The following is a 20781-nucleotide window of genomic DNA, read 5'->3' as shown; positions in this document are numbered from 1 at the left end:
TCGGGGTTACCGCGACGGCGTGGCGCTCGGGTTGCGGAAGCCTCCGCCGAAGCTACCCTGGCGGACGGTGTTCGCCGTGATCGTGCCGTTGGCGTTCTGGCCGCTGACGACGACCTGTTCACCCTGCTTGAGGTCGGCCGCGGTGCCCTTTGCGGTGATCTCGTACGTCGTGTCGCCGGTGAGCTTGACCGTGACGTTGCCGTTCTGGGTCTTCACCACGAGCTCGGTGCCCGTCGCCGACACGACTGTGCCGATCGCTGCGCCCCCAGGACCACCTTGGCCGGCGCCCGGCGCCTGCCCGTTGCCGTTCTGGCCGCGGAAGCCGCCGTACCCGCCGCCGAAGCCGCGGCCGCTAGCCTGCGGCTGAGTCGTCGTACTGTCCGATGCGAACGCCGCGTGCAGGCCGGCGCCGCCGGCGAGGCCGATGGCCAGGACCACGATGCCTGCCAGGATCGCCGTCGCCAGAGGCAGGTTGAGGCTCTTCTTCGGCGTCAGCGCCGCGTCGACCTCCGCGTCGGACCCGATCTGGGCGAACTCGTCGGGGTTCTGGTTACTCATCGGCGTCCTCGCTTCGCTCCGGGCGCCGATTCCGGGCTGTGTTTGATGATGAACTCGCTCCGCTCGTTCATATGCCTCTCACTCGTGTCGTAAAGCGTCGATGGGACGAAGGCCGGCGGCTCGGTGCGCCGGCATGCTGCCGAAGAACAGGCCGACCGCCGCGGACACGCCGAGCGCGAGTCCGATCGACGACGGCACCAGCACCGGCTGCACACCGGCGAGCTGGAAGCGGGTGACGATCAGCGCGACGCCGACCCCGACGGCGCCACCGATCAGGCTGAGCAGGGTCGCCTCGATCAGGAACTGGCCGAGGATCGTCCGCCGCCGCGCGCCGAGCGCCTTGCGGATGCCGATCTCCCGGGTCCGTTCGGTGACGGTGACCAGCATGATGTTGGTGACCCCGATCCCGCCGACGACCAGGCTGATCGCGGCGACCGTCGCCAGCAGGGCGGTGAAGGTCGCGGCGGTGTCCTGGCTGGTCTGCAGGATCTGCGCGGAGTTGGTGATCCGGAACGGCGAGGTCTGGTTCGCCGGCACCTGGTGCCGTGCGGTCAGCAACTGCGTGACCTCGGCCTGCGCGGTGTCCACGCGATCCTCGTTCGCCGCCTGGACCACGATCTGGTTGAGTGCGCCGTACCCGGCCTGAGTCGCGCGCAGGGTGCTGATCGGCATGATCGCGGTCGCGTTCGGATCCGAGAACCCGGTGCTGTCCTTGCTCGCCAGCACCCCGCGGACGACGAAGTCGACGGCGCCGAGCTTGATCGTCTGACCGACCGCGCTCGCCGGCCGGGTGAACAGCTCGGTCGCGGTCGTCTGCCCGAGCAGGATGACCCGCTGAGAGGTGTCGACGTCCTCCTGGGTGAACGACGCTCCGGTCCCGACCGGTGTGTTGGTGGCCGGCATGTACGCCGGCGTCGTACCGATCACCTGGCTCACCGTGTAGCTGGTGTCGCCGTTCGTCGCCGTCGTACCGCTGCTCGTCATCACCGGGGCGACCGCCGCCACGTCGGGGGCGAGCCGCTCGTCGGCCAGGGCGGCCGCATCGTCGAGAGTCAGGCTGTACTGCTGGGCCGACGGCCCGGCCTGGCCACGCTGGAAGCCGCCGCCACCGCCGGTCGTGGAGACCGTGAGCAGGTTGGTGCCCATCGCCTCCAGCCGGGCCTGGACCGCCTTGCCCGAGCCGTTGCCGACAGCAACCAGCACGATGACCGCGCCGACGCCGATGGAGACGCCGAGGATGGTCAGCAGCGAGCGGAGCTTGTTCGCATTGAGACCGCGCAGAGCGGCCGCCATCAGGTCGCGAGGTGACATCAGCGGGTCACCTCGTCCGCGACGATCCGGCCGTCCGAGACCTGGATCAGCCGTCGGGCGCGGGCCGCTACGTCGTGCTCGTGGGTGATGACGACGACCGTGCGCCCGTCGGCGTTCAGCTGGTCGAACATGCCGAGCACCTCGTCGGTCGAGTGGGCGTCCAGGTTGCCGGTCGGCTCGTCCGCGAGCAGGATCCGCGGCCCGGTGGCCAGCGCGCGGGCGATCGCGACACGCTGCTGCTGGCCGCCGGACAACTCGTTGGGCCGGTGATCGGCACGATCCGACAGCCCGACCAGGTCCAGCGCGCGACTGGCCCGCTCGCGCCGCTCGGCGCGACGCAGATGAGCGTAGGTGAGCGGGAGTTCGACGTTGGCGAGCGCAGTGGTGCGCGGGATCAGGTTGAACGACTGGAAGATGAACCCGATCTTGCGGCCGCGGACGAGCGCCTGCTGGTCCTCGGTCAGCCGGGCCACGTTGCTCCCGTCCAGCCAGTACTCGCCCCGGCTCGGGACGTCCAGGCAGCCGAGGATGTTCATCAGCGTCGACTTGCCGGATCCGGACGAGCCCATCACCGCGACGTACTCGCCGGCCTCGACTCGCAGTGACACCCCGCGGAGCGCGTGTACGGCGGTCTCGCCGCTGCCGTACGTCTTGGTGACGTCCCGGATCTCGATCAGGGCGTCAGCGGCCACGGTTGCCCCCGCCGCCCGTGCCCGCCCCGACGCCGGGGAACTGGCCGCCACCGGCGGGGAACTGCCCCTGACCGAACTGCCGGCCCTGGCCGGTCTGGTTCGTGGTGCCACCGATCGTGCCCTGCAGCAGGTCGATCCGATCGCCCTCGTTCAGGCCGGAGGTGATCTGGGTGAAGCTGTCGCCGCGGACGCCGACCTTCACTTCCCGCGTCCCGCCGCCGTCGGCCATCGTGACGGTGTACGTCGTACCGCTGGTGGCGATCGCCGTGCTCGGGACGTAGAGGGCGTTGGTCGCCTTCGCGGTCTGGACGGTGACGTTGGCGGTCTGGCCGATCCGGGCGTTCGCCGGCAGCTTGGCCAGCGAGAAGGTGGCCGAGTACGAGACGACGCCGTTCGTCGTGGTCGGCGTCGGCGACACGGACGCCAGCGTTGCGGTGAGCGTCGTACCCGGTTCGGCGTTCAGGGTGACGGTGGCGGACTGGCCGGCCTTGATCTTGATCGCGTCCGCCTCGGCGAACGACGCGACCACCTGGAGTGCCTTCAGATCCGAGATGTCGACGAAGCCGGAGCCCGACGTAGTCGTCGTACTCGAGCTGGTCGACCCTGAACCTTGACCTGAGGTCGAGCCTGAACCGGAGCCGGAGGCTGACCCCGAACCGGTGCTCGAGCCGCCGGTCACCGAGCCGACCGAGCCGTTGATCGCGGTGATCGTGCCCGCGATCGGTGCCTTCAGCGTGGTCGCGTCGACCGCGGCCTGGGCGCCTTCGACGTCCTGGTCGGCCTGCTCCTTGTCCGCCTTCGCCCGGGCCAGGCTCGCCTCGGCGTTGCTGACGGCAACCTCCGGGTTCTGGGTCTGGCCTTGGTTCTGGGACTGCGATTGCTGCTGGCCGTTGGTCGGCGTCGGGGTCGGCGAGGCCGATGCGTCCGCTGCGGCCTCGGCGGCGTCCTGGGCGTCGTCGAGCGACTCCTGCGCGGCCGTGACCGAGTTGGCCGCCGCGATCTGGTTCTGATCGGCGATCCGGAGCTGCCGCTCGGCGGCGGACGGATCGACCTTCGCGACCGCCGCGCCCTTGGCGACCACCTGGCCGACCTTCACCAGGATCTGGGTGACCGTACCGGAGGTCTCGAACTGCGGTGACGCGTTCTGGGAACTCTGCAGGGTGCCGCTGGAGCTGACGCTGGCGGTCACGTCCCCGCGGGCCACTGCCGCCGTCGGGCGAGTCGCACTCGCAGCTGGTTGGTCCTTTCGGAAGAACAGGAAGTACGCCGTGAGGGCGATGGCCAGGACGATGGCCACCAGGGCCACGTTGACGAAGCTGAGGCCACGGAGCTTGTGGCGGGGTAGCACCATGGACGCAGACGCTAGGGCCGTTTGCTGAGGAACTGATCCCCGATTCCTGGCAACTGGCTGTGAACTGTGCATCGGTTTGGTGCGTCGTACGTCGGACGCATCGCGACACACCGTGATGAGTGAACGCTCGATGACAGGGCGTCACGACGGTGCTGTCAGGTGCGTACCTGAGGCTCGGGCATGCCAAAATGGGAATGATCCGGGCCGGCCGACCGTTGGCACGGATGACGATCTCGGAGGTATGACATGTCTAATCGCGTACTGCGTGGTTCGGGGCTGGGTGGGGTCAGCTTCGAGGATGACCGCGGTGTCGAGTTCGCGCCGCGCCAGATGATCACGTATGACTGCCCCCGCGGCCACGTGGTCGAGGTGACCATGGCGCACGACGCCGAGGTGCCCGCAGTCTGGGAATGCCCGCATTGCGGCAGCGAGGCCGCCCGGTCCACCGGCGAGAAGCCGGAGCCGAAGCAGGAGAAGCCGGCCCGTACGCACTGGGACATGCTGCGGGAGCGTCGCAGCATCTCCGAGCTGGAGGAGCTGCTGGCCGAGCGGGTCGAGTTGCTCCGCAAGGGCGAGATCGGCCCAGCGCACCTGCACCGCACCAAGCGCACCGCCTGATCAAGGCCCTGACGGGCTCTCACCGCAACGGCGCGGTGAGGGTCCGTTTTTCATGCCCTGAGAGGTATTTCACATGATCACCTACGACGACGGTCGGCATGGCCACCCGCTTCGCCGCGGATGGCTTCAGCGCGACAGGCCCCTTCGCCTGAGGCGCTGGGACCTGGGCCAGGAACTGGTGGGGGCCGTCGTGGTTTGGGTGGCTGCGGCAGCGAGGCTGGGCTGGAGGCGGCGCACCACGTCCAGATGATCGCTGGTCCACAGGATGCGGATCGCTGTCGGGGTCGCTTGGCCGTCGGGGTCGTACAGGTCGCGGCGTACTGCCGACATCAGTTGAGCTTTGGTCGTATGGTCGTGCGGGAGTGGATCGGGCACCCGGCCGTGGCCGTCCAGGGCGTTGGCAAGGGTGGTGTACCACTCAAGCAACCGGTCCGCCGAAGTGAGCAGTGCGGACTGTGCGGCGGCCCGGTCCTCCGAGGCCGGTTGGCCACCGGCGTACCGCTCCCAAAGCTCGACAACTGCGTCCGCCGCCAACCGGACCCCGACCACGCCGGTGACCAGGGCTGTCATGTCGCTCAGAGGGACCGGCTTCGCTCCGCGCTCGGCGAGGTAGGTGCGGAAGGCATCATCCAGTCGGCGGGCCGCGGCCGCTGTTCGGCGGCTGTCCTGTGGTGTGGCCGGGCGGGACCCGGGAACGCAGCAGGACACGGCGTACCCGACGACGCTGACCAGGTAGTGCGCACTGTCCACGTACGCCTCCGCCAGCGCCTTTCCGACCGCGGCGGACGCCCCTCGCGGCCAGAACAACAGACCGACGAGCAAGCTCACCGCGCAGCCGAGCGCGATGTCCTCGATGCGGAACAGGATGAGCGACCAGCCTTCAGGCTGAGCGATGTTGAAGAGGATCACCAACGTGACCGTGAACGCTGCCTGCCCGGTCGCGAAGGAGACCGCGGCCGGGGTGATGCCGGCAACCAGCACCGCGATCGGCAGCAGAATCCACAGCGCCACGGTGTTCTCACCGATCAGCGCCAGCAGTGCGGCCCCCACGAGCGAGCCGACGGCCGTACCGCCGATCGCACGGTAGGCGTTGTGACCGGTGTTGAGCGCGTTGGAGCGGAGCACCGACAATGCTCCGAGAACGACCCAGAAGGCATGCTGGACACCGGTCACGTTCGCGACCGCGACGGCGATCGCAAGCGCGGCCGCGCCACGGATGCTGTTGTGTAGCCACACCGAGTGCGGCTCGAGGTGCGCGGCGGCGCGTTCTGCCGCGCTGACGAGGGGACCTGTAAGTGACCTTGGCTCGCGACCGAGCAGGCGGTCCATCCACCGTCGCTGGTCCGCGGCCCGCGCGATCTCGACGTTCTGCGCGATCAGCAGTACCCCAAAGGCAATCTCCTGCGCCCTGAAGGACACGTTGAGACTGCCGAGAAACCCGGCAGTGCCGGGCTCCCCCACTGCGCCGTACGCCGATGGCAAGCGGGCCACCGCGCCTTCCTCGAGCGCCGCGACGGCATTGCGAAGCGCCTCTGCCGCGGTGGCCAGTTGGTCCGGGGCGACCCTCGGATCCGCCAAGAGTTCCGCACTGAGATCCAGTACGGTCGCTGCCGCGAAGTGAACGTCGGACGAGTCCGGATCGCTCGCCGCTCCCTGCGCGGTGGCAGGACTGAACTCGCCAAGGATCGCACTCAACCAGGTGAGTTCGTCGACCAAGCGCACCAGTGCCCTGGACCCCGTGGACAGGCCGGTCGGCCGATACGGCGTCGCGGTGAAGGTACGCCGCAGCTCGTCGATGAGGGTCGCCGCCGCTCGCGTCTTCATGGCGCATACCTCGACGGTGTCCCCTGCTTCGGCCCGAAGCTGCATCGCAGCGGCTCGGCAGACGCGTGCGGCCGGTGCCCCGAGCGGATCAACCGCTGGTCTCCGCCAGAGCAGCCAGACAGCGAGGACAGCGGCTGCGGCAGCAAGAGAGACGCCGGCCAGTCGGTCCGGCAGCATCGATAGCGGCGCGGGCGTCGCCACCGAGAGGATGAACGCGAGCAGCAAAGAAGTGCTGGCAACCGCCAGCACCGAGCTGACGACACCGGAGAACAGTACGGCGAAGCCCACGACGACCGTGGCCGCAATCGCCGTCCACGCGGACCGCCCTGCGAGTGTGCCCAGCGAAACGAGCACGAGCCATGCCACCGCGAGCTGAACCTGCGCCCGGATGCGCTGCACTGTGGTCCCCGGGAAGTCAACCAGCAGCAACATCGCAAACGCGCCGAACGCGGCGAACGTCGCCACCACCGGGGACTCGATCACCCCCGCGCAGAACGCAAACAGCGCCGGCATCACCACCGCCGTCCTGGCGGCCCGTCGGGTCGCGGCCAGCCCAGGATCCCGGCGCCGCAGCCACGCCGTGACGCGTCCGCCCAGCACCATCACGCCCATCCCGACCTTCACTCGCTGGCCCGAAGCTCGATCGTGCCAGTCTGCTCCACCCGATCGCTCAGGTCACGCGCTGCACGCGGAGGTCCCGACCGAAGAACATGCGCACAAACGATGGCACGCCGGCGAGGAAGACCTACTTCGTATCCGGGTCGATGACCTCGCCCTGGACGACGTCGCCTGAGGACTGGGGTGGTCGGGTGGGGCCGCCGGTGCCGGGGATGAAGCCGCCTAGCCCCGAATCACCCAGACCGGAACCACCCAGTCCGGCGCCGCCCAGTTGGCCGGCGATCCTGCGGTTGAAGAAGGCGGACATGACGCGCCGGGCGAGCGGCCGGGTGAAGGGAAGGACGAAGAAGAAGCCGAAGATGTCGGTGACGAAGCCCGGTGTGAGCAGCAGCGTCCCGCCCACCAGCACGAGCGCGGCGTCGGCCAGTTCACGCCCGGGCATCTTGCCGGTCTGGAACGAGCTCTGCAGCGCCCTCCAGGCCCGCCGGCCCTCGCGCTTGATGATCCAGGCACCGAGCGCGCTCTCGACGAGCAGCAGCGCGACCGTCGGCCAGCCGCCGATCACCTGACCGATCTGGATGATCACGTAGATCTCCACGATCGGCACCACCAGCAGCGCGAGCGCCACGAACCACGGCATGTCCTACCCCTTCCTGCCTGAGCCACCAGCGTACGGAACGGATGGGAACGGCCAACCCTGAGCGGACCCTGGTTCAGGCCGGGACCTTCTCGCGACTCGGGGTGGCGGCCGGCGGAGTCTGCGGGCCGTCGTCGGTACGCCGCCGGCGCCGGGCGACCAGCGCCAGCACGATGCCCAGCAGCCCCAGCCCGGTCAGGATCCACTGCGGCCACGGGCCGAGGGTGCTGGCCAGCGTCCGCGCGTCGCGCACCGGAACCGTGGCGACATAGACATCGGAGACGAACTGGCCCGACTTGTGCTCGACCGTGCCGTCGGGACGGATCACGCCGGAGATCCCGCTGGTGGACGCGATCAGCACAGTCCGGCCGGTCTCGATCGCCCGCATCCGGGTGATCGCGAACTGCTGCTCGGGCTGCCCGGTCCCGCCGTACGTCGCGTTGTTGGTCTGCACGATGAGGACCTGGGCGCCACCCTTGATCAGGTCCGAGATCACGTTGTCGTAGACGAGCTCGAAGCAGACGATGTCGCCGTACGTCACACCGCCGATCGGCATCACGCCCGGGACCTTGCCGGGTGCGGTCTGCGCGCCGATCATCTCCAGCCGCTTGATGTACGGCAGCAGTTGGTCACGGAACGGGATGTACTCACCGAAGGGCACCGGGTGCCGCTTCGCGTACCGCTGGCCGGGGCCGCTGACCGGATCCCACACGATGCCGGTAGTCTGCCGCTCGTTCGGGCCGGGGCCTTCGGTGACGGCACCGACCAGGATCGGCACGTTGACAGCGTGCACGGCCTCTTCGATGTCGGCCCGCGTCTCGTCGTCCTTGTACGGGTCGATGTCGGTCGAGTTCTCCGGCCAGATCACCACGTCCGGCTTCATCTCGGTGCCGGCCTTGACCCGCTTCTCCAGGTCGAGGGTGGCGGCCAGGTGGTTGCGGGTGACGGTCCGCGCGCGGCCGAGGAACTCCAGCCCCTTGCCGGGCACGTTCCCCTGCACCATCGCGGCCTTCACGGTCTTGCCGGTCCCCTGCGTGGACAGGTTGATCAGAGAACTGCCGAAGACGATCGCCACCCCGGCGACGAGAGCGACGGCCCGGAGCCGCAGTCCGCTCGTCGGCCGGAGTACGGCGTACAGCAGAACGCCGACGAAGGCGACGACGAAGCTCAGCCCCGGGATGCCGACGAACGCGGCCAGCTTGCCGAGGGACTCGTCGGAGAACGCCCACGCGAGCTTGCCCCACGGGAACCCACCGAACGGGACCGCGGCGGTCGCGAACTCGGTCGCCACCCACAGACACGGGATCCACAGCATCCACAACTTGAGCTTGAGCACCTGCGTCGCGAACAACCCGAAGACGGCGTAGAACAGTCCTTCGAGCACCGCCAGCGCGATCGCGGCGTCGCCACCGATCACGCTGAGCCAGGGCACCAGGACCGCGTAGTACGCGATGCCGAAGCCGGCACCGATCAGGAAACCGCCCTTGGCCGAGGCCCCGTTCAGCGCGGCCAGGAACAGGGGTACGGCGAGCACCGTGAGCCACGGGTGGTCGTGCGGTTCGAAGGCCAGCCCGAGCAGGGCGCCGGCGGCGACCGCCACGGCAACCCTCGGCAGGAGCCGCCCCAGAGCCTTCAACCGGTCCACGCGGTACCCCTTGTCCTCACAAGTCCCGGCGGACGCCGGTCGCACGACCGTACAACGTCCCGGACACGCAAATGTATCCGGTCGGTAGCCATTCGGCACCGAACGCGGAAAGTGATGGGGTGACGACGCTCCGGAAGAGGACGAGGCTCAGACAAGAGGAAAGAGGCTCGGCGCTCCTTCGGACCAACCGGCGATCCGCTGGCTGCGAACCGAACGGCTGTTGTCTACTGGGCGCCGAACCTCTTCCACCTCTGCCCCGCGGGGGGCTCACCACCAGCGATCTCAGCCCCCGTCGACTCAAGCCTGGCACTGGCCTGGTCAGCGTCGCGGGATCATCCGGTGGCCGAACTTCGTGTGACCGTGGATCGAACGGGATATGACGACTCCCAAAACGATGCTCGCTGACGGCGACGGTGTCAACCTCTCCACCGGCTCCTTGAGGCCGTTGTAACACGATCGCCTGCCCTCCAAGGGAAAACGAGATTCCCTCACCCAAGTCACGTTACAGAGCCGTTACCCAGGGCAACTAACCGTCACCCAACCGGTACGACGACGGTCCCTTTTGCGCGCGTGATCACAAGCGGTTCGGCCAGCACCTCGGCGGCCGACTCGGACTGATCCGGCCGCCCACGGCAGACGACGTACGCGCTGAACTCGAGGTCGCGGCTGCGGTTGCCGACCCGGGTGATCGTTGCCTGGACCTCCACAACGTCACCGGCCCGCAGCGGCTGCAGGAACTGCACATCCGAGTACGACGCGAACAGCCCCTCGTCGCCGTCGGCCTGGATGCAGACCTCGGTCGCCACATCGCCGAACAGCGCGAGGACGTAGGCACCGTCGACCAGGTTCCCCGCGTAGTGCGCGTGGCTGTACGGCACGTACCGCCGATGCGTCGCGGTCAGCCCGATAGTTGCCTTTGACACCTATGCGCTCCTCTTGCTCGGGGCATGTTTGCGTTTGGTCACCAGCGCGTCGACCAGATAGCTGGCCACCTCGCCGGGTGTGGTGCCGCGGCCGAACACCCGGTCCACTCCGAGCTCGCCGGCCATCTGCTCGGTGAAACGGGGGCCGCCAGCAACTAATACCGGACGGGTGTCCTCGGAGTACGCCTCGCGGAAGGCAGCCGACATCTCCTTGGTGTTCAGGACGTGCGCCTCCCGCTGGGTGACCACCTGCGACACCAGGATCGCGTCCGCCTTCTCCGCCTTGGCCCGGCGGACCAGCTCGGGTACGGCGACCTGGGCGCCGAGGTTCACCACCTTCAGCTCGCGGTAGTACTCCAGGCCCTTCTCCCCCGCGAACCCCTTGATGTTCATGATCGCGTCGATGCCGACGGTGTGCGCGTCGGTGCCGATGCACGCGCCGACGACGGTGAGCCGGCGGCGCAGGCCCTTGCGGATCGCCAGGTTCGCGTCCTTCGGCGACAGCAGCGGGTAGTCCCGCTCGATCACCTCGACCTTGGACGTGTCGACCAGGTGGTTGACCGGCCCGTAGACCACGAAGAACGTGAAGTCCGGACCCATCGCCTTCGAGTGCACGACCAGCGCCGGATCCATGCCCATCTTGTTGGCCAGTTGGACCGCCGCACCCTCGGCGCGCTTGTCGTGCGGGATCGGCAGCGTGAACGACAGCTGCACCATCCCGTCCCCGGTGGTGTCGCCGTACGGCCGGATGATGCTCACTGGTCCTCCTCGAGCAACTCGATCGCGGGGTTGTAGTACTCGGAGGATCGGCGGGCGACTCCGTCCAGGCCACGGCCGGCGTCCTGCGGGCGCTTCATCAGGCCGAAGGTGCCGTCGCCGATCGCGTTCAGCAGACCGTCGTCGACGATCCGCTCCAGCAACTCCACCGACTCCCCCAGCACCTGCCGGGCGCGTTGCGCGATGAAGCCGTCCGGCGCCGGATGGAAGTCCTCGTGCAGGTTGCCCGCGGCCCCTAACACGTAGCGGACGTTCTGCAGCGCCAGGTCCCGGTCGGAGATCCACGGCGTCACGACTGCCTCGGTCATCATGCCGACCAGCAGGATCCCCTGGCCCGTCATCGCGCCGACCAGGTTGAAGAAGCCGTCGAGCAGGTAGCCGCGGAACACGTCGCCGGTCATGTGCCGGGTCGGCGGCATCCACTTCAGCGGCGCGTCCGGGAACAGCTGGCGGGCCAGCATCGCGTGCGCCAGCTCGAGCCGGAACGAATCCGGCAGGTCCGGGTTGATCTCGAACGCGTGCCCGAGCCCGAGCTGCCAGTCCTCGAGGCCCGCCTCCTTGGCGAAGTACTCGTTCAGCAGCTGCGACACCGTCACCGTGTGCGCGGCCTCGACCGCGTCCGCGGTGGTCAGGTAGTTGTCCTCGCCGGTGTTGATGATGATCCCGGCCCGGGCGTGGATCTGCCGGCTGAACCGCTGGTCGACGAAGGTCCGGATCGGGTTGATGTCGCGGAACAGGATCCCGTACATGGAATCGTTCAGCATCATGTCGAGCCGCTGCAGCCCGGCCAGCGTCGCGATCTCCGGCATGCAGAGCCCGGAGGCGTAGTTGGTCAGCCGGATGTAGCGGCCGAGCTCGCGCGACGACTCGTCCAGCGCCGCCCGCATCAGCCGGAAGTTCTCCTGCGTCGCGTAGGTGCCGGCGAAGCCCTCCCGGGTCGCGCCCTCGGGCACGTAGTCCAGCAGCGACTGTCCGGTCGAGCGGATCACTGCGATGATGTCGGCGCCCGCGCGCGCCGCCGCCTGGGCCTGCGGGATGTCCTCGTAGATGTCGCCGGTGGCAACGATCAGATAGATCCACGGCCGCTGCTCCGGGTCACCGTGCCGCTTGATCAGCCGGTCCCGCTCCCGTCGCCGCCCGTCGATCCGCTTCATCCCGGCGGTCGCGGCCTTCCGCGCCGCCGCCCGAGCGCGGACGGCGTCCCGTCCCTCAGGCAGCCGGAACGTCACGGACCCCGACGCAGCCTTCTGTGCCAGGACGCCGAGGTCTTCCGCCTCGCCACGCACCAACGCGTCCCACACCGGCAGGGCGAGGCCGTGCTCCAGCCCGACGTCGGCGCGGACGGTGTCCGCGAGCCGGTTGACCCACGGGATGCCCTCGGTGTCCGCGCCGGTCAGCCCGGCCAATCGCAGTACCGCTCGCTCGACCGACACCGTGGTGTGCTGCCGGGCCAGGTTGACGATCGGGCGCCCGGCTTTGCGAGCCAGGCTGCGCGCCTTCCGGACGGTGACCGGGTCGAGGTCGAGCTTCTTCTTGGCGCGCGTCATTGCGACCATCCTTCGGCGTCGTACACGATGCGGCCGCCGACAGCGGTCCGCAGACAAGTGGGCAGCGGCGTGCCCTCGCTCAGGTCCGGCAGCACCGGCACTCCCGCGCGCGGATCCGTCGACCAGGCCGCGACGCGTTGGTCCGGCGTCTGGACGACGAGGTCCGCGTCGCTCCGCCAGATCGCGTACGTCGCCGCCGTACCGGGTGCGAGGACGCCGGCGTCGTCGATGCCGGCCGCTCGCCAGCCACCACGGGTGTGCGCCTGGAACGCGGCCCGCACTGTGATCCGCTCCGACTTCTCGTGATGGAAGGCGGCCGCTCGGACGGCCTCCCAACCACCGAGCTCGGTGACCGGTGAGTCCGAGCCGAACGCGAGTACGACGCCGGCCCGGGCGAGCGACCCGAAGGGGTTCATGCCCTGCCACCGGTCGCCGACGCGCTCGGCGTACATGCCGTCCGGGCCGCCCCACAGCGCGTCGAACATCGGCTGGACGCTGGCGACGACGCCGCAACGCGCGAGGGTCGCGATTGTTGCCTCGTCGACCATCTCGACGTGTTCCAGCCGGTGCCGTGCGGCGACGAGCGCCTGGACGCCGACCTTCTCGGCCGCGAGCTCGAAGCCGCGGGCGATGTTGTCGAGTGCCTGGTCGCCGATGCAGTGGAAGCCGGCCTGGACGTTCCGCTCCGTGCAGGCGATCACGTGCTCGGCGATCTGCTCAGGCGTCAGATAGGCGTGACCGCGGTGGTCCGCGCGATCGGCATACGCCTCCCGCAGTGCCGCCGTCCGCGAGCCGAGCGCGCCGTCCGCGTTGAGATCGCCGGCAAGACCGGCCAGGTCGTACGTCGCGATGTGCTCGAAGACGCCGGGCTCACCCCAGTACAGCGTCGCCGAGAGCCCGAGCTCCTGAGCGATCTCGCGGACCAGCGGGAGTTCCCACAGCGGGCCGATGTGCGGCGCCGCCATCTCGTGGAACGCGCCGATCCCCTTCGATGCCATCGCCTTCAGAGCGGCCTCGATGTCCGTACGGCGCTGGTCCGGCCCGATCAGTTCGCTCAGCGCGTCCCGGACGGCGTGATGCGCGTCGCGCTCCACCCGGCCGCTCGGGTCGTAGCCATCGCCTTGCGCAGCCGGAACCAGCGCGGACGAGATCACTCCTGAGTGACCGTCGATCCGGGACAGGTACACGCGGCGGCCGTCAGCGGCGCGATCGAGCTCCGCCGCGGTCGGCGGCCGGCCCTCCGGCCACTTCGTCTCGTCCCAACCGGCGCCGTCGATGACCGCATCCGCCGGCAGGCTCCGCGCGAACGCCGCGAGCCGGTCGAGCGCCTCGGCCAGCGATGTCGTACCGGCGAGGTCGAGGCCGGTCAGCAGCGCGCCGGACTGCGCGATGTGAACGTGGGCGTCGACGAAGGCCGGCGTGACCAGCTTGCCGTCGAGGTCGATCACCTCGTCCGCGCCGTCGGCGTACGAACCCGCGCCGGTGTCGTCGCCGAGCCAGGTGACCACGCCGTCGTCGAAGGCGATCGCGGTGGCATGCGGGTCGGCGGGTGAGTAGACGGAACCGTTCGTCAGAAGTGTGCGCACGAACTAATCCTCCGCCAGCCTGCTCTCGAACAGTCCGCGGACACCCGGCTCGGACCGTAACAGCTCCAGCGCATAGTCCGCATGGCCCGGCACGTACCCGTTGCCGACCAGCATCGTCACGTCGGCCGCAAGGCCTTCCGCACCGAGGGCCGCGGCCGAGAACGACGTGGCCATCGAGAAGAAGATCACCGTGCCACCCGCGGCCGTCGACAGTACGGCGCCGTGCTCGCAACCCGGTACGTCGACACAGACGACGGTGATGTCCGACGGTCCCCCGGCGTCGTCCACCGCCTTCGCCAGCGCCACCGGATCCCGGGCATCGGCGAGGGTGACGACGTCCGCGATCCCGGCGTCGGTGAGCCGGTCCTGCTCCTGCTGGACAGGCACGATCCCGATCGTGCGCGCGGCTCCGGCGGCGCGAGCGGCGGCCAGCGACAGCGAGCCCGATTTCCCTGCGCCGCCAATAACTGACACGACAGGCTTTGTGCCTTTGTCGACATACTGGCGGACCACGCGAGCGGTCAGCGCGGGTGCGCCGCAGACGTCCATGACGGCCAGCGACAGCTCGGGCTTCAGGTCGTCGGGCAGCTTGGCGACGATCGACCGGGCGAACAGGATCGCGTGCCCCTGCGCCGGGACCTGCTCGCCCTTGCCGTCCCAGCCGGCGAGCTCATCGGTGATCTGCAGCGGCGTCAGTGTCAGCGAGACGAGCGTCGCGACGCGATCACCCTTCTGCACACCGAGGGGCGACTCCGGACCGACCTCGTCGACCACGCCGACGAGCATGCCGCCGGAGCCGGTGACCGGGTTCTGCATCTTGCCGCGGGTCGCGACGATCTCAAGCACCGCGCGGCGGATCGCCGTACCGCCGCCGCCGTGCGCCTCGGCGAGCTGGCGGTAGGACGCGGCGTCCAGGTTCAGCCGCTCGACCGCGATCCGGATCTCGTCCGGCCAGATCTCCGGACGGGCGTCCAACTGCTCCGCCGCCTGCGGCAGGACGCCGGCGGGCGAGAGTACACGGTGCAGTCCCACAGGGCTGGACGACACGGGCTCCTCCTCGGTTGAGATCGGGCAAAATACTACTGAAAGGATAGTCTGGCGAGAATTCTTGCGGCGTACTGTTGGATCTGAGGGAAGTTCTATCGCTATCCTCACATGAGACCGCACCACCCCCGAAGCCCCCGGAGGACTCGTGACTGACCTGATCAGCCCCGCTGAGCTGCTTGAGGGTGGCGCCGTACCGGAGCCCCGCGACGATCTCGCCGGCCAGCCGTACGCATACCAGCGAGCCGAGCTGGTGGAGCCTGATTGGACCCGGATCCCCGGCTGGAAGGACGTCACCGCCGACGAGTGGCGGTCCGTGCAGTGGCAGCGGGCGCACTGCGTGAAGAACGTCAAGCAGTTGCGTGACGTGATGGGCGACCTGCTCGAGGAGCGGTTGTACGAGGACCTCGCCCGGGATCAGGCGGAGCGGGCGACGATGTCGATGCTGCTGCCGCCGCAGATGCTCAACACGATCGTGCCGAACGGCGCCCCGGACTACACCGAGGCGTTCTACGCGGACCCGGTCCGCCGCTACATGCTGCCGGTGTTCTCCGACCGGCGCAGCGACTGGCCGTCGCACCCGCATGCGACGCGCGACTCGCTGCACGAACACGAGATGTGGGCCACGGAGGGGTTGACCCACCGCTACCCGACCAAGGTCCTCGCGGAGATCCTGCCGACGTGCCCGCAGTACTGCGGGCACTGCACGCGGATGGACCTGGTCGGGAACTCGACGCCGGTGATCGAGAAGCTGAAGTTCGTCGCGAAGCCGCAGACCCGGCTCGACGACATGCTCGACTACCTGCGCCGTACGCCGGGAGTCCGGGACGTGGTCGTGTCCGGCGGCGACGTGGCGAACATGCCGTGGCCGCGGCTCGAGTCGTTCCTGACCAGCCTGCTGGAGATCGAGAACATCCGCGACATCCGGCTGGCCACCAAGGCGCTGATGGGGATGCCGCAGCACTGGCTCTCGGACGACGTACGCGCCGGGGTCGAGCGCGTTGCCCAGCTTGGCCGGAAGCGTGGCGTGATGATCGCGATGCACACCCACGTCAACGCGGCCCAGTCGGTGACGCCATTGGTGGCCGAGGCAACGAAGGCGATGTTCGAGGCCGGTCTCCGCGACGTGCGCAACCAGGGTGTATTGATGCGGGGCGTGAACGACTCGGTCCCGCAGTTGCTCGACCTGTGCTTCGCGCTGCTCGATGGCGCGACGATCACGCCGTACTACTTTTACATGTGCGACATGATCCCGTTCTCCGAGCACTGGCGGGTGTCCGTGAAGGACGCGCAGCACCTGCAGCACGGCATCCTCGGCTACCTCCCCGGCTTCGCGACCCCGCGCATCGTCTGCGACGTCCCGTACGTCGGCAAGCGGTGGGTGCACCAGTTGTCGGAGTACGACGAGGTCCGCGGCATCTCGTACTGGAAGAAGAACTACCGCACCGGCATCGAGCACCAGGACCCGGAAGCGCTGAACCGCACCTACGAGTACTACGACCCGATCGACACCCTCCCGGCCGAAGGCCAGAACTGGTGGCGCCAGCACGCCGGCACGTCCCTCGCCGAGGCCGAGAAGCGCGCCGCCGCCTCCCGCGCCGCGGCCGAGTCCCAGAAGCTGCTGGAGATCAACTAACCCGATCCCGTCTTCGGTGCCACCAATGCAGGGGGTGGCACCGAAGGCGTTCTGCAATCCGCAACCCGCACCCCTGACGGTGCCCCGGGCAACCGCTAGCATCTGGCGTCGTCCATCGTGCGGCATGTCTGGGGCATGCCGCGAGCTCGGGAGTCCGTGTGCGGGTCGTCCGCTCTGTTCTTGGTGTCCTGCTTGCCCTCATCGGACTACTCGTAGGCCTGGCCGGAGCCGCCGCGGCCTTCTGGCTGATTGGCCCGGACGACACAGTGAAGTCGGGTGATCAGCACCTGACCAGCAAGGGGCTTGCGATCGCCAGCTCACCGGAACTGCTGGACCGCCACGGCCCGATGCTGCACGTCGAAGCGCACTCGACCAACGGCAAGCCGGTCTTCGTCGGCGTGGCCCGGGACTTCGACGTCGCGAGCTACCTCAAGGGCTTCGCGCACACCTCGCTGGTCCAGGTGCAGTACCCGATCGCTCTCACCACCCAGGAGGTGAAGGGCGCCGCGGGACGGCTCGCCGCACCGGACACCCTCGACTGGTGGGTCGCCAAGGCGAACGGCGCCGGCACCCAGTCGATCGCCTGGCCGATCACCGACGGCCCGTACGACGTGGTGGTGATGACCGCGGACGGGAAGACCGCCCCCGGACGTCCAGGTCGACCTCGGCATCGAGATCCCGCATGCCTTCCTCGCCGCGCTCGGCGTCCTGCTGGCCGGCCTGATCTTGCTTGCCGTCGGCATCCTCCTGATCCTGTTCCGCCGTCGTCGTCCCAGCGCTCCCCAGCAGGTCTTGACGGCGCCCGGCGTACCCGCGCCGCAGCAGCAGCCGGTGGGGCCGATTCGCCGGGTCGCGGCGGTCGGTGTGGTGGTTGCGCTGGTGAGTAGCTGCTCGGCGATCCCGGAGCGGGACACCGTCGACAGCCTCACCCGGCCGGCGATCAGCAACGCGACCGCGGCGGCCGTCATCAAGCACTACAACGAGGTCAACAACACCGCCAACAGCCGCCGCGACGACAAGCTCATCGCCACCATCGAGGGCGGGACCGTGGTCCGGGAGAGCCAGGCCGGCTACACAATCAGCCGGGCGCTGGACAAGGCCGGCAAGGACCTGGTCAAACCGTTCACGTACACCAAGCCCGTGGTCGGGGCCCCGGAGTACGGCACGTACCCGATGCACTTCGTCGTGTCCGCTGGCATCTCCGACACCAAGGACTACCGCTACCTCGGCGTCTGGGAACGCGCCACCGCGGGAAGCCCGTGGATGCTGACCTTCGCCGCCGCTCCCCCGGCCGCGGCCAAGGTCCCGGACATCACCGGTGTGCGCGCTGTCACCAACGCCGGTGCGAAGCGGCTGGTCGCCGCCCCGCAGGTGGCCGCGACCGCATTGGCCGAGTACCTGACGGCCGGCGCGAAGTCTCCGCGTGCGGCGTCGTTCACGCCGAACGCCAGTGTCACCAAGGTTCTCGCGAGTGTTGCCGACTGGCGGTCGACGGCGGCGAAGGAGCCGAAGATCTACCAGAACGTGACCGAAGACTTCAGCATCGACACCCCACCGACCGCGTTCGTCACCAAGTCCGGCGCGGCGCTCGTCTTCGCGACCGTCACCGAGGATTTCAAGCTCGAGATCGGCGCCGGCTACAGCTTCAACTGGTCCAGCGGTGACCCCATCGGCTTCAGCCCCGCCACGGTTAAGTACCACGGAGGCCTCACCAGGACCACCCTGCACGACGCCGTCCTGCTGGTCCCCGCCAAGGGCGCCGGCAAGATCACCATCCTCTCCTTCGAGTCCCAAATCATCGACGCCGGCGGCTACTGACCGGCAACTCGACCGGAGGAGGAGTCATGGGGTGGTATAGCGTCAGGTGCTTGTTCCAGCATCAGACTGGGCGCGGCGACGACGCACCGTACGAGGAGCGGATCCTGCTCTGGGAAGCACCGACCGCCGAGGCCGCCATCGCGCTCGCCGAGGACGAGGCGGGCGAGTACGCCGATGATGTCGACGCGGTCTACCTCGGACTCGCTCAGTCGTTCTTCCTGGGTTCGGAGATCAGCGCCGTCGGTTCCGGGACCGAGGTGTACTCGCTGATCCGGGCCAGCGACCGCTCGCCCGACGACTATCTCGACACCTTCTTCGACACCGGCACGGAGTACCAACGCGACACCGACTGACAAGATCGTCCTCGGTCCGTAGCTCACGATGGTGGTGTGAGCGCATTCGTGGTGGGCGTCAGCCGGGATTCGGAGCATCGGTTCAGCAAGGCGGCGGTGGACTCGATCCGGCTCCTCGCCGGGATCGGGGTCGAGGGTGACGCGCATGCGGGGGCAACGATCCAGCACCTGCACCCCATGCGGCTCGACCCGGAGCGGCCGAATCTGCGGCAGGTGCATCTGATCCACGCCGAACTGCACGACGAGCTGCGGGAGCTCGGGTACGACGTGAAGCCCGGGGAACTGGGTGAGAACGTCACGACCCGCGGGGTCGACCTGCTGGGGCTTCCGCGCGGAGCGCGGTTACGTGTCGGGGCTGGGGTTGTGCTCGAGATGACCGGGCTGCGGAGCCCGTGCCACCAGGTCAACGACTACCGCCCCGGACTCCTGAAGCAGGTCATCCACACCGACGCCGACGGCAACGTCATTCGCAAGACCGGCGTGATGTCCGTCGTACTCAGCGGCGGTGTCATCCGCCCGGACGACCCGATCGTGGTCATCCTGCCGGAAGGTCCCCGGCTTCCCCTCGAAGTGGTGTGAGCAGGGCCGGGAGCTCGGTGAACGACGACACCGTCGGGCCGATCCAGGTCGGGTCGCTGTCCGAGTGCTCCGTCGTACGGATCGCGTACATGCCGAGCGCGGCCGCCGCCTGCAGCTCATTGTCCCGTCCGTCACCGACATACACGCAGGCGGCCGGCGGTACGTCGAGCGCGGTGCAGGCGGCGAGATAGATCTCCGGATCTGGCTTGGCCGCGCCGACCTGCGTGGAGAAGGCCGTGACATCGAAGTACGGCGGAAGCGGGCTCGCCGGCCACTGGAGCTCGGTGTGCGCGGTGATGTTGCTGACCAGGCCGATCCGCCACCCGGCCGATCTCAGCTCCGCCAGGCTGGCGAGCGTGCCATCCGGTACGGCGTCCACCAGGCGGCGGGAGAGGCCTTGGCGGACGTTCGTTGCCTCCTGCACCTGTTCGTCCGTCGGGTCGCCGCCGGCGCGGCGGGTGATCACGCGGATGGTGTTCGGCAGATCGCCGTACGCCCCGGTGAAACGCTCCCGCGACGTCGCGTCGAACTCCCGAGCGAAGGCGACCGGGTCGACACCCAGCACGTGAGCCATCTGCTCGTGGACCGCATCACGCTCGACCTCGCCGCCGGGAACCAGAGTGCTGAAAAGATCACTCAGAAGGGCTCTGCGCACCCCCCGACCCTATCCCGACCGCACTCCCCCTCTCCGGAACATCACTGCCACCTACCGCAAACTAACTTCCGGAAACCCCTCCCTCCTCGCCGACCGACCTCGTCCCCTGCCTGCAGCGTGCGACCAGGCGCAGGACGACTGCCGCCGCCGAAGGTGGTGTCCTTTCAGAGGGCCGGGGGGCGGCGTTCGTACGGCGTGCTCAGGACGATCGTGGTGGTGGTGGAGACGTTGGCTCGGGCCCGGATGATGGCGAGGAGGTTCTCGAGGGCGCCTGGAGAGGCGACGCGGACGACGAGGATGTAGCTGGAGTCGCCGGCTACCGAGTAGCAGGACTCGATCTCGCGGACCTCGCGGAGGCGCTCGGGCGAGTCGTCCGGCTGGGACGGGTCGATCGGACGGATCGAGATCAGCGCCGTCAGCGGCAGGTCGAGCGCGGTGTGGTCGATGGTTGCCGAGTATCCCTGGATGATCCCGCGCTGCTCGAGCCGCTTCACCCGCTGATGCACCGCCGACGTGGACAGACCGGTCGCCTTGCCCAGGTCGGTGAAACTCATCCTGCCGTCGGACGCGAGCAGCCCGACGATCTTGCGGTCCAGGTCCTCCATCCTG

The 20781-nt window shown here is 68.9% G+C and carries 20 protein-coding genes; 6 read left to right on the top strand and 14 right to left on the bottom strand.

The window, feature by feature from the left end:
- Positions 1-6: 6 nt before the first annotated feature.
- From ACXC9Q_RS03750 to ACXC9Q_RS03735, 4 genes are all read right to left on the bottom strand, one after another.
- On the bottom strand, positions 7-558 hold the full coding sequence (locus ACXC9Q_RS03750; protein ID WP_457055044.1) for a hypothetical protein: 552 nt from the start codon (positions 556-558) through the stop codon (positions 7-9).
- A 78-nt stretch (positions 559-636) separates the two neighbouring features.
- Positions 637-1869, bottom strand: coding sequence for an ABC transporter permease (locus ACXC9Q_RS03745; RefSeq protein WP_457055043.1), 1233 nt, complete (start codon positions 1867-1869; stop codon positions 637-639).
- Positions 1869-2561, bottom strand: a complete 693-nt coding sequence (locus ACXC9Q_RS03740) for an ABC transporter ATP-binding protein (RefSeq protein WP_457055042.1) — start codon at positions 2559-2561, stop codon at positions 1869-1871. Before ACXC9Q_RS03740 ends, ACXC9Q_RS03745 begins: the two co-directional genes overlap by 1 nt.
- A complete protein-coding gene (locus ACXC9Q_RS03735) occupies positions 2551-3912 on the bottom strand; it encodes an efflux RND transporter periplasmic adaptor subunit (RefSeq protein ID WP_457055041.1) in 1362 nt (453 codons plus the stop codon). Before ACXC9Q_RS03735 ends, ACXC9Q_RS03740 begins: the two co-directional genes overlap by 11 nt.
- A gap of 246 nt (positions 3913-4158) precedes the next feature.
- Between ACXC9Q_RS03735 and ACXC9Q_RS03730 the strand changes: the two genes are divergently transcribed.
- Entirely contained in the window at positions 4159-4530 is a 372-nt protein-coding gene (locus ACXC9Q_RS03730; protein ID WP_130448290.1) for an RNA polymerase-binding protein RbpA, read from the top strand.
- 126 nt (positions 4531-4656) lie between these two features.
- Here the strand turns inward: ACXC9Q_RS03730 and ACXC9Q_RS03725 are convergent, their stop codons facing one another.
- From ACXC9Q_RS03725 to kdd, 8 genes are all read right to left on the bottom strand, one after another.
- Positions 4657-6966 carry an FUSC family protein gene (locus tag ACXC9Q_RS03725; RefSeq protein WP_457055040.1) on the bottom strand — a complete coding sequence of 770 codons (2310 nt, stop codon included), beginning with the start codon at positions 6964-6966 and terminating at the stop codon, positions 4657-4659.
- A gap of 133 nt (positions 6967-7099) precedes the next feature.
- Positions 7100-7612: an FxsA family protein gene (locus ACXC9Q_RS03720; RefSeq protein WP_457055039.1), complete on the bottom strand. Its 513-nt coding sequence runs from the start codon at positions 7610-7612 to the stop codon at positions 7100-7102.
- Positions 7613-7685: 73 nt separating this feature from the next.
- Positions 7686-9254: an apolipoprotein N-acyltransferase gene (lnt, locus tag ACXC9Q_RS03715; protein WP_457055038.1), complete on the bottom strand. Its 1569-nt coding sequence runs from the start codon at positions 9252-9254 to the stop codon at positions 7686-7688.
- 533 nt (positions 9255-9787) lie between these two features.
- Positions 9788-10177: a 3-aminobutyryl-CoA ammonia lyase gene (gene kal / locus ACXC9Q_RS03710; protein ID WP_405066772.1), complete on the bottom strand. Its 390-nt coding sequence runs from the start codon at positions 10175-10177 to the stop codon at positions 9788-9790.
- The gene (kamE, locus tag ACXC9Q_RS03705) at positions 10178-10936 is read right to left on the bottom strand and encodes a lysine 5,6-aminomutase subunit beta (protein ID WP_329477018.1); all 759 of its coding nucleotides are present in this window, start codon (positions 10934-10936) and stop codon (positions 10178-10180) included. It lies immediately after the preceding gene.
- Positions 10933-12501, bottom strand: coding sequence for a lysine 5,6-aminomutase subunit alpha (gene kamD / locus ACXC9Q_RS03700; protein ID WP_457055037.1), 1569 nt, complete (start codon positions 12499-12501; stop codon positions 10933-10935). Before kamD ends, kamE begins: the two co-directional genes overlap by 4 nt.
- Positions 12498-14087, bottom strand: coding sequence for an amidohydrolase (locus tag ACXC9Q_RS03695; RefSeq protein ID WP_457055036.1), 1590 nt, complete (start codon positions 14085-14087; stop codon positions 12498-12500). The genes kamD and ACXC9Q_RS03695 overlap by 4 nt, the downstream gene beginning before the upstream one ends.
- 3 nt (positions 14088-14090) lie before the next feature.
- Entirely contained in the window at positions 14091-15134 is a 1044-nt protein-coding gene (kdd, locus tag ACXC9Q_RS03690; protein ID WP_457055035.1) for an L-erythro-3,5-diaminohexanoate dehydrogenase, read from the bottom strand.
- 145 nt (positions 15135-15279) lie between these two features.
- Between kdd and ACXC9Q_RS03685 the strand changes: the two genes are divergently transcribed.
- The 5 genes from ACXC9Q_RS03685 (at position 15280) to ACXC9Q_RS03665 (ending at position 19517) form a co-directional block, all read left to right on the top strand.
- On the top strand, positions 15280-16767 hold the full coding sequence (locus ACXC9Q_RS03685; protein ID WP_457055034.1) for a KamA family radical SAM protein: 1488 nt from the start codon (positions 15280-15282) through the stop codon (positions 16765-16767).
- A gap of 158 nt (positions 16768-16925) precedes the next feature.
- The gene (locus ACXC9Q_RS03680) at positions 16926-17654 is read left to right on the top strand and encodes a hypothetical protein (protein ID WP_457055033.1); all 729 of its coding nucleotides are present in this window, start codon (positions 16926-16928) and stop codon (positions 17652-17654) included.
- Positions 17647-18585, top strand: coding sequence for a hypothetical protein (locus ACXC9Q_RS03675; protein WP_457055032.1), 939 nt, complete (start codon positions 17647-17649; stop codon positions 18583-18585). Before ACXC9Q_RS03680 ends, ACXC9Q_RS03675 begins: the two co-directional genes overlap by 8 nt.
- A gap of 50 nt (positions 18586-18635) precedes the next feature.
- Positions 18636-18938, top strand: a complete 303-nt coding sequence (locus ACXC9Q_RS03670; protein WP_457055031.1) for a hypothetical protein — start codon at positions 18636-18638, stop codon at positions 18936-18938.
- Between the two features lie 36 nt (positions 18939-18974).
- Positions 18975-19517: an MOSC domain-containing protein gene (locus ACXC9Q_RS03665; RefSeq protein ID WP_457055030.1), complete on the top strand. Its 543-nt coding sequence runs from the start codon at positions 18975-18977 to the stop codon at positions 19515-19517.
- Here ACXC9Q_RS03665 and ACXC9Q_RS03660 read toward each other — a convergent pair.
- Positions 19474-20172: an HAD family hydrolase gene (locus tag ACXC9Q_RS03660; protein ID WP_457055029.1), complete on the bottom strand. Its 699-nt coding sequence runs from the start codon at positions 20170-20172 to the stop codon at positions 19474-19476. The two genes, ACXC9Q_RS03665 and ACXC9Q_RS03660, sit on opposite strands and share 44 nt — an antisense overlap.
- Before the next feature lie 164 nt (positions 20173-20336).
- Positions 20337-20777, bottom strand: coding sequence for an Lrp/AsnC family transcriptional regulator (locus ACXC9Q_RS03655; protein ID WP_457055028.1), 441 nt, complete (start codon positions 20775-20777; stop codon positions 20337-20339).
- Between the last annotated feature and the right edge of the window lie 4 nt (positions 20778-20781).

The organism is Kribbella sp. CWNU-51, from assembly GCF_054073265.1.
This window is presented reverse-complemented; position numbering and strand designations above follow the sequence as displayed.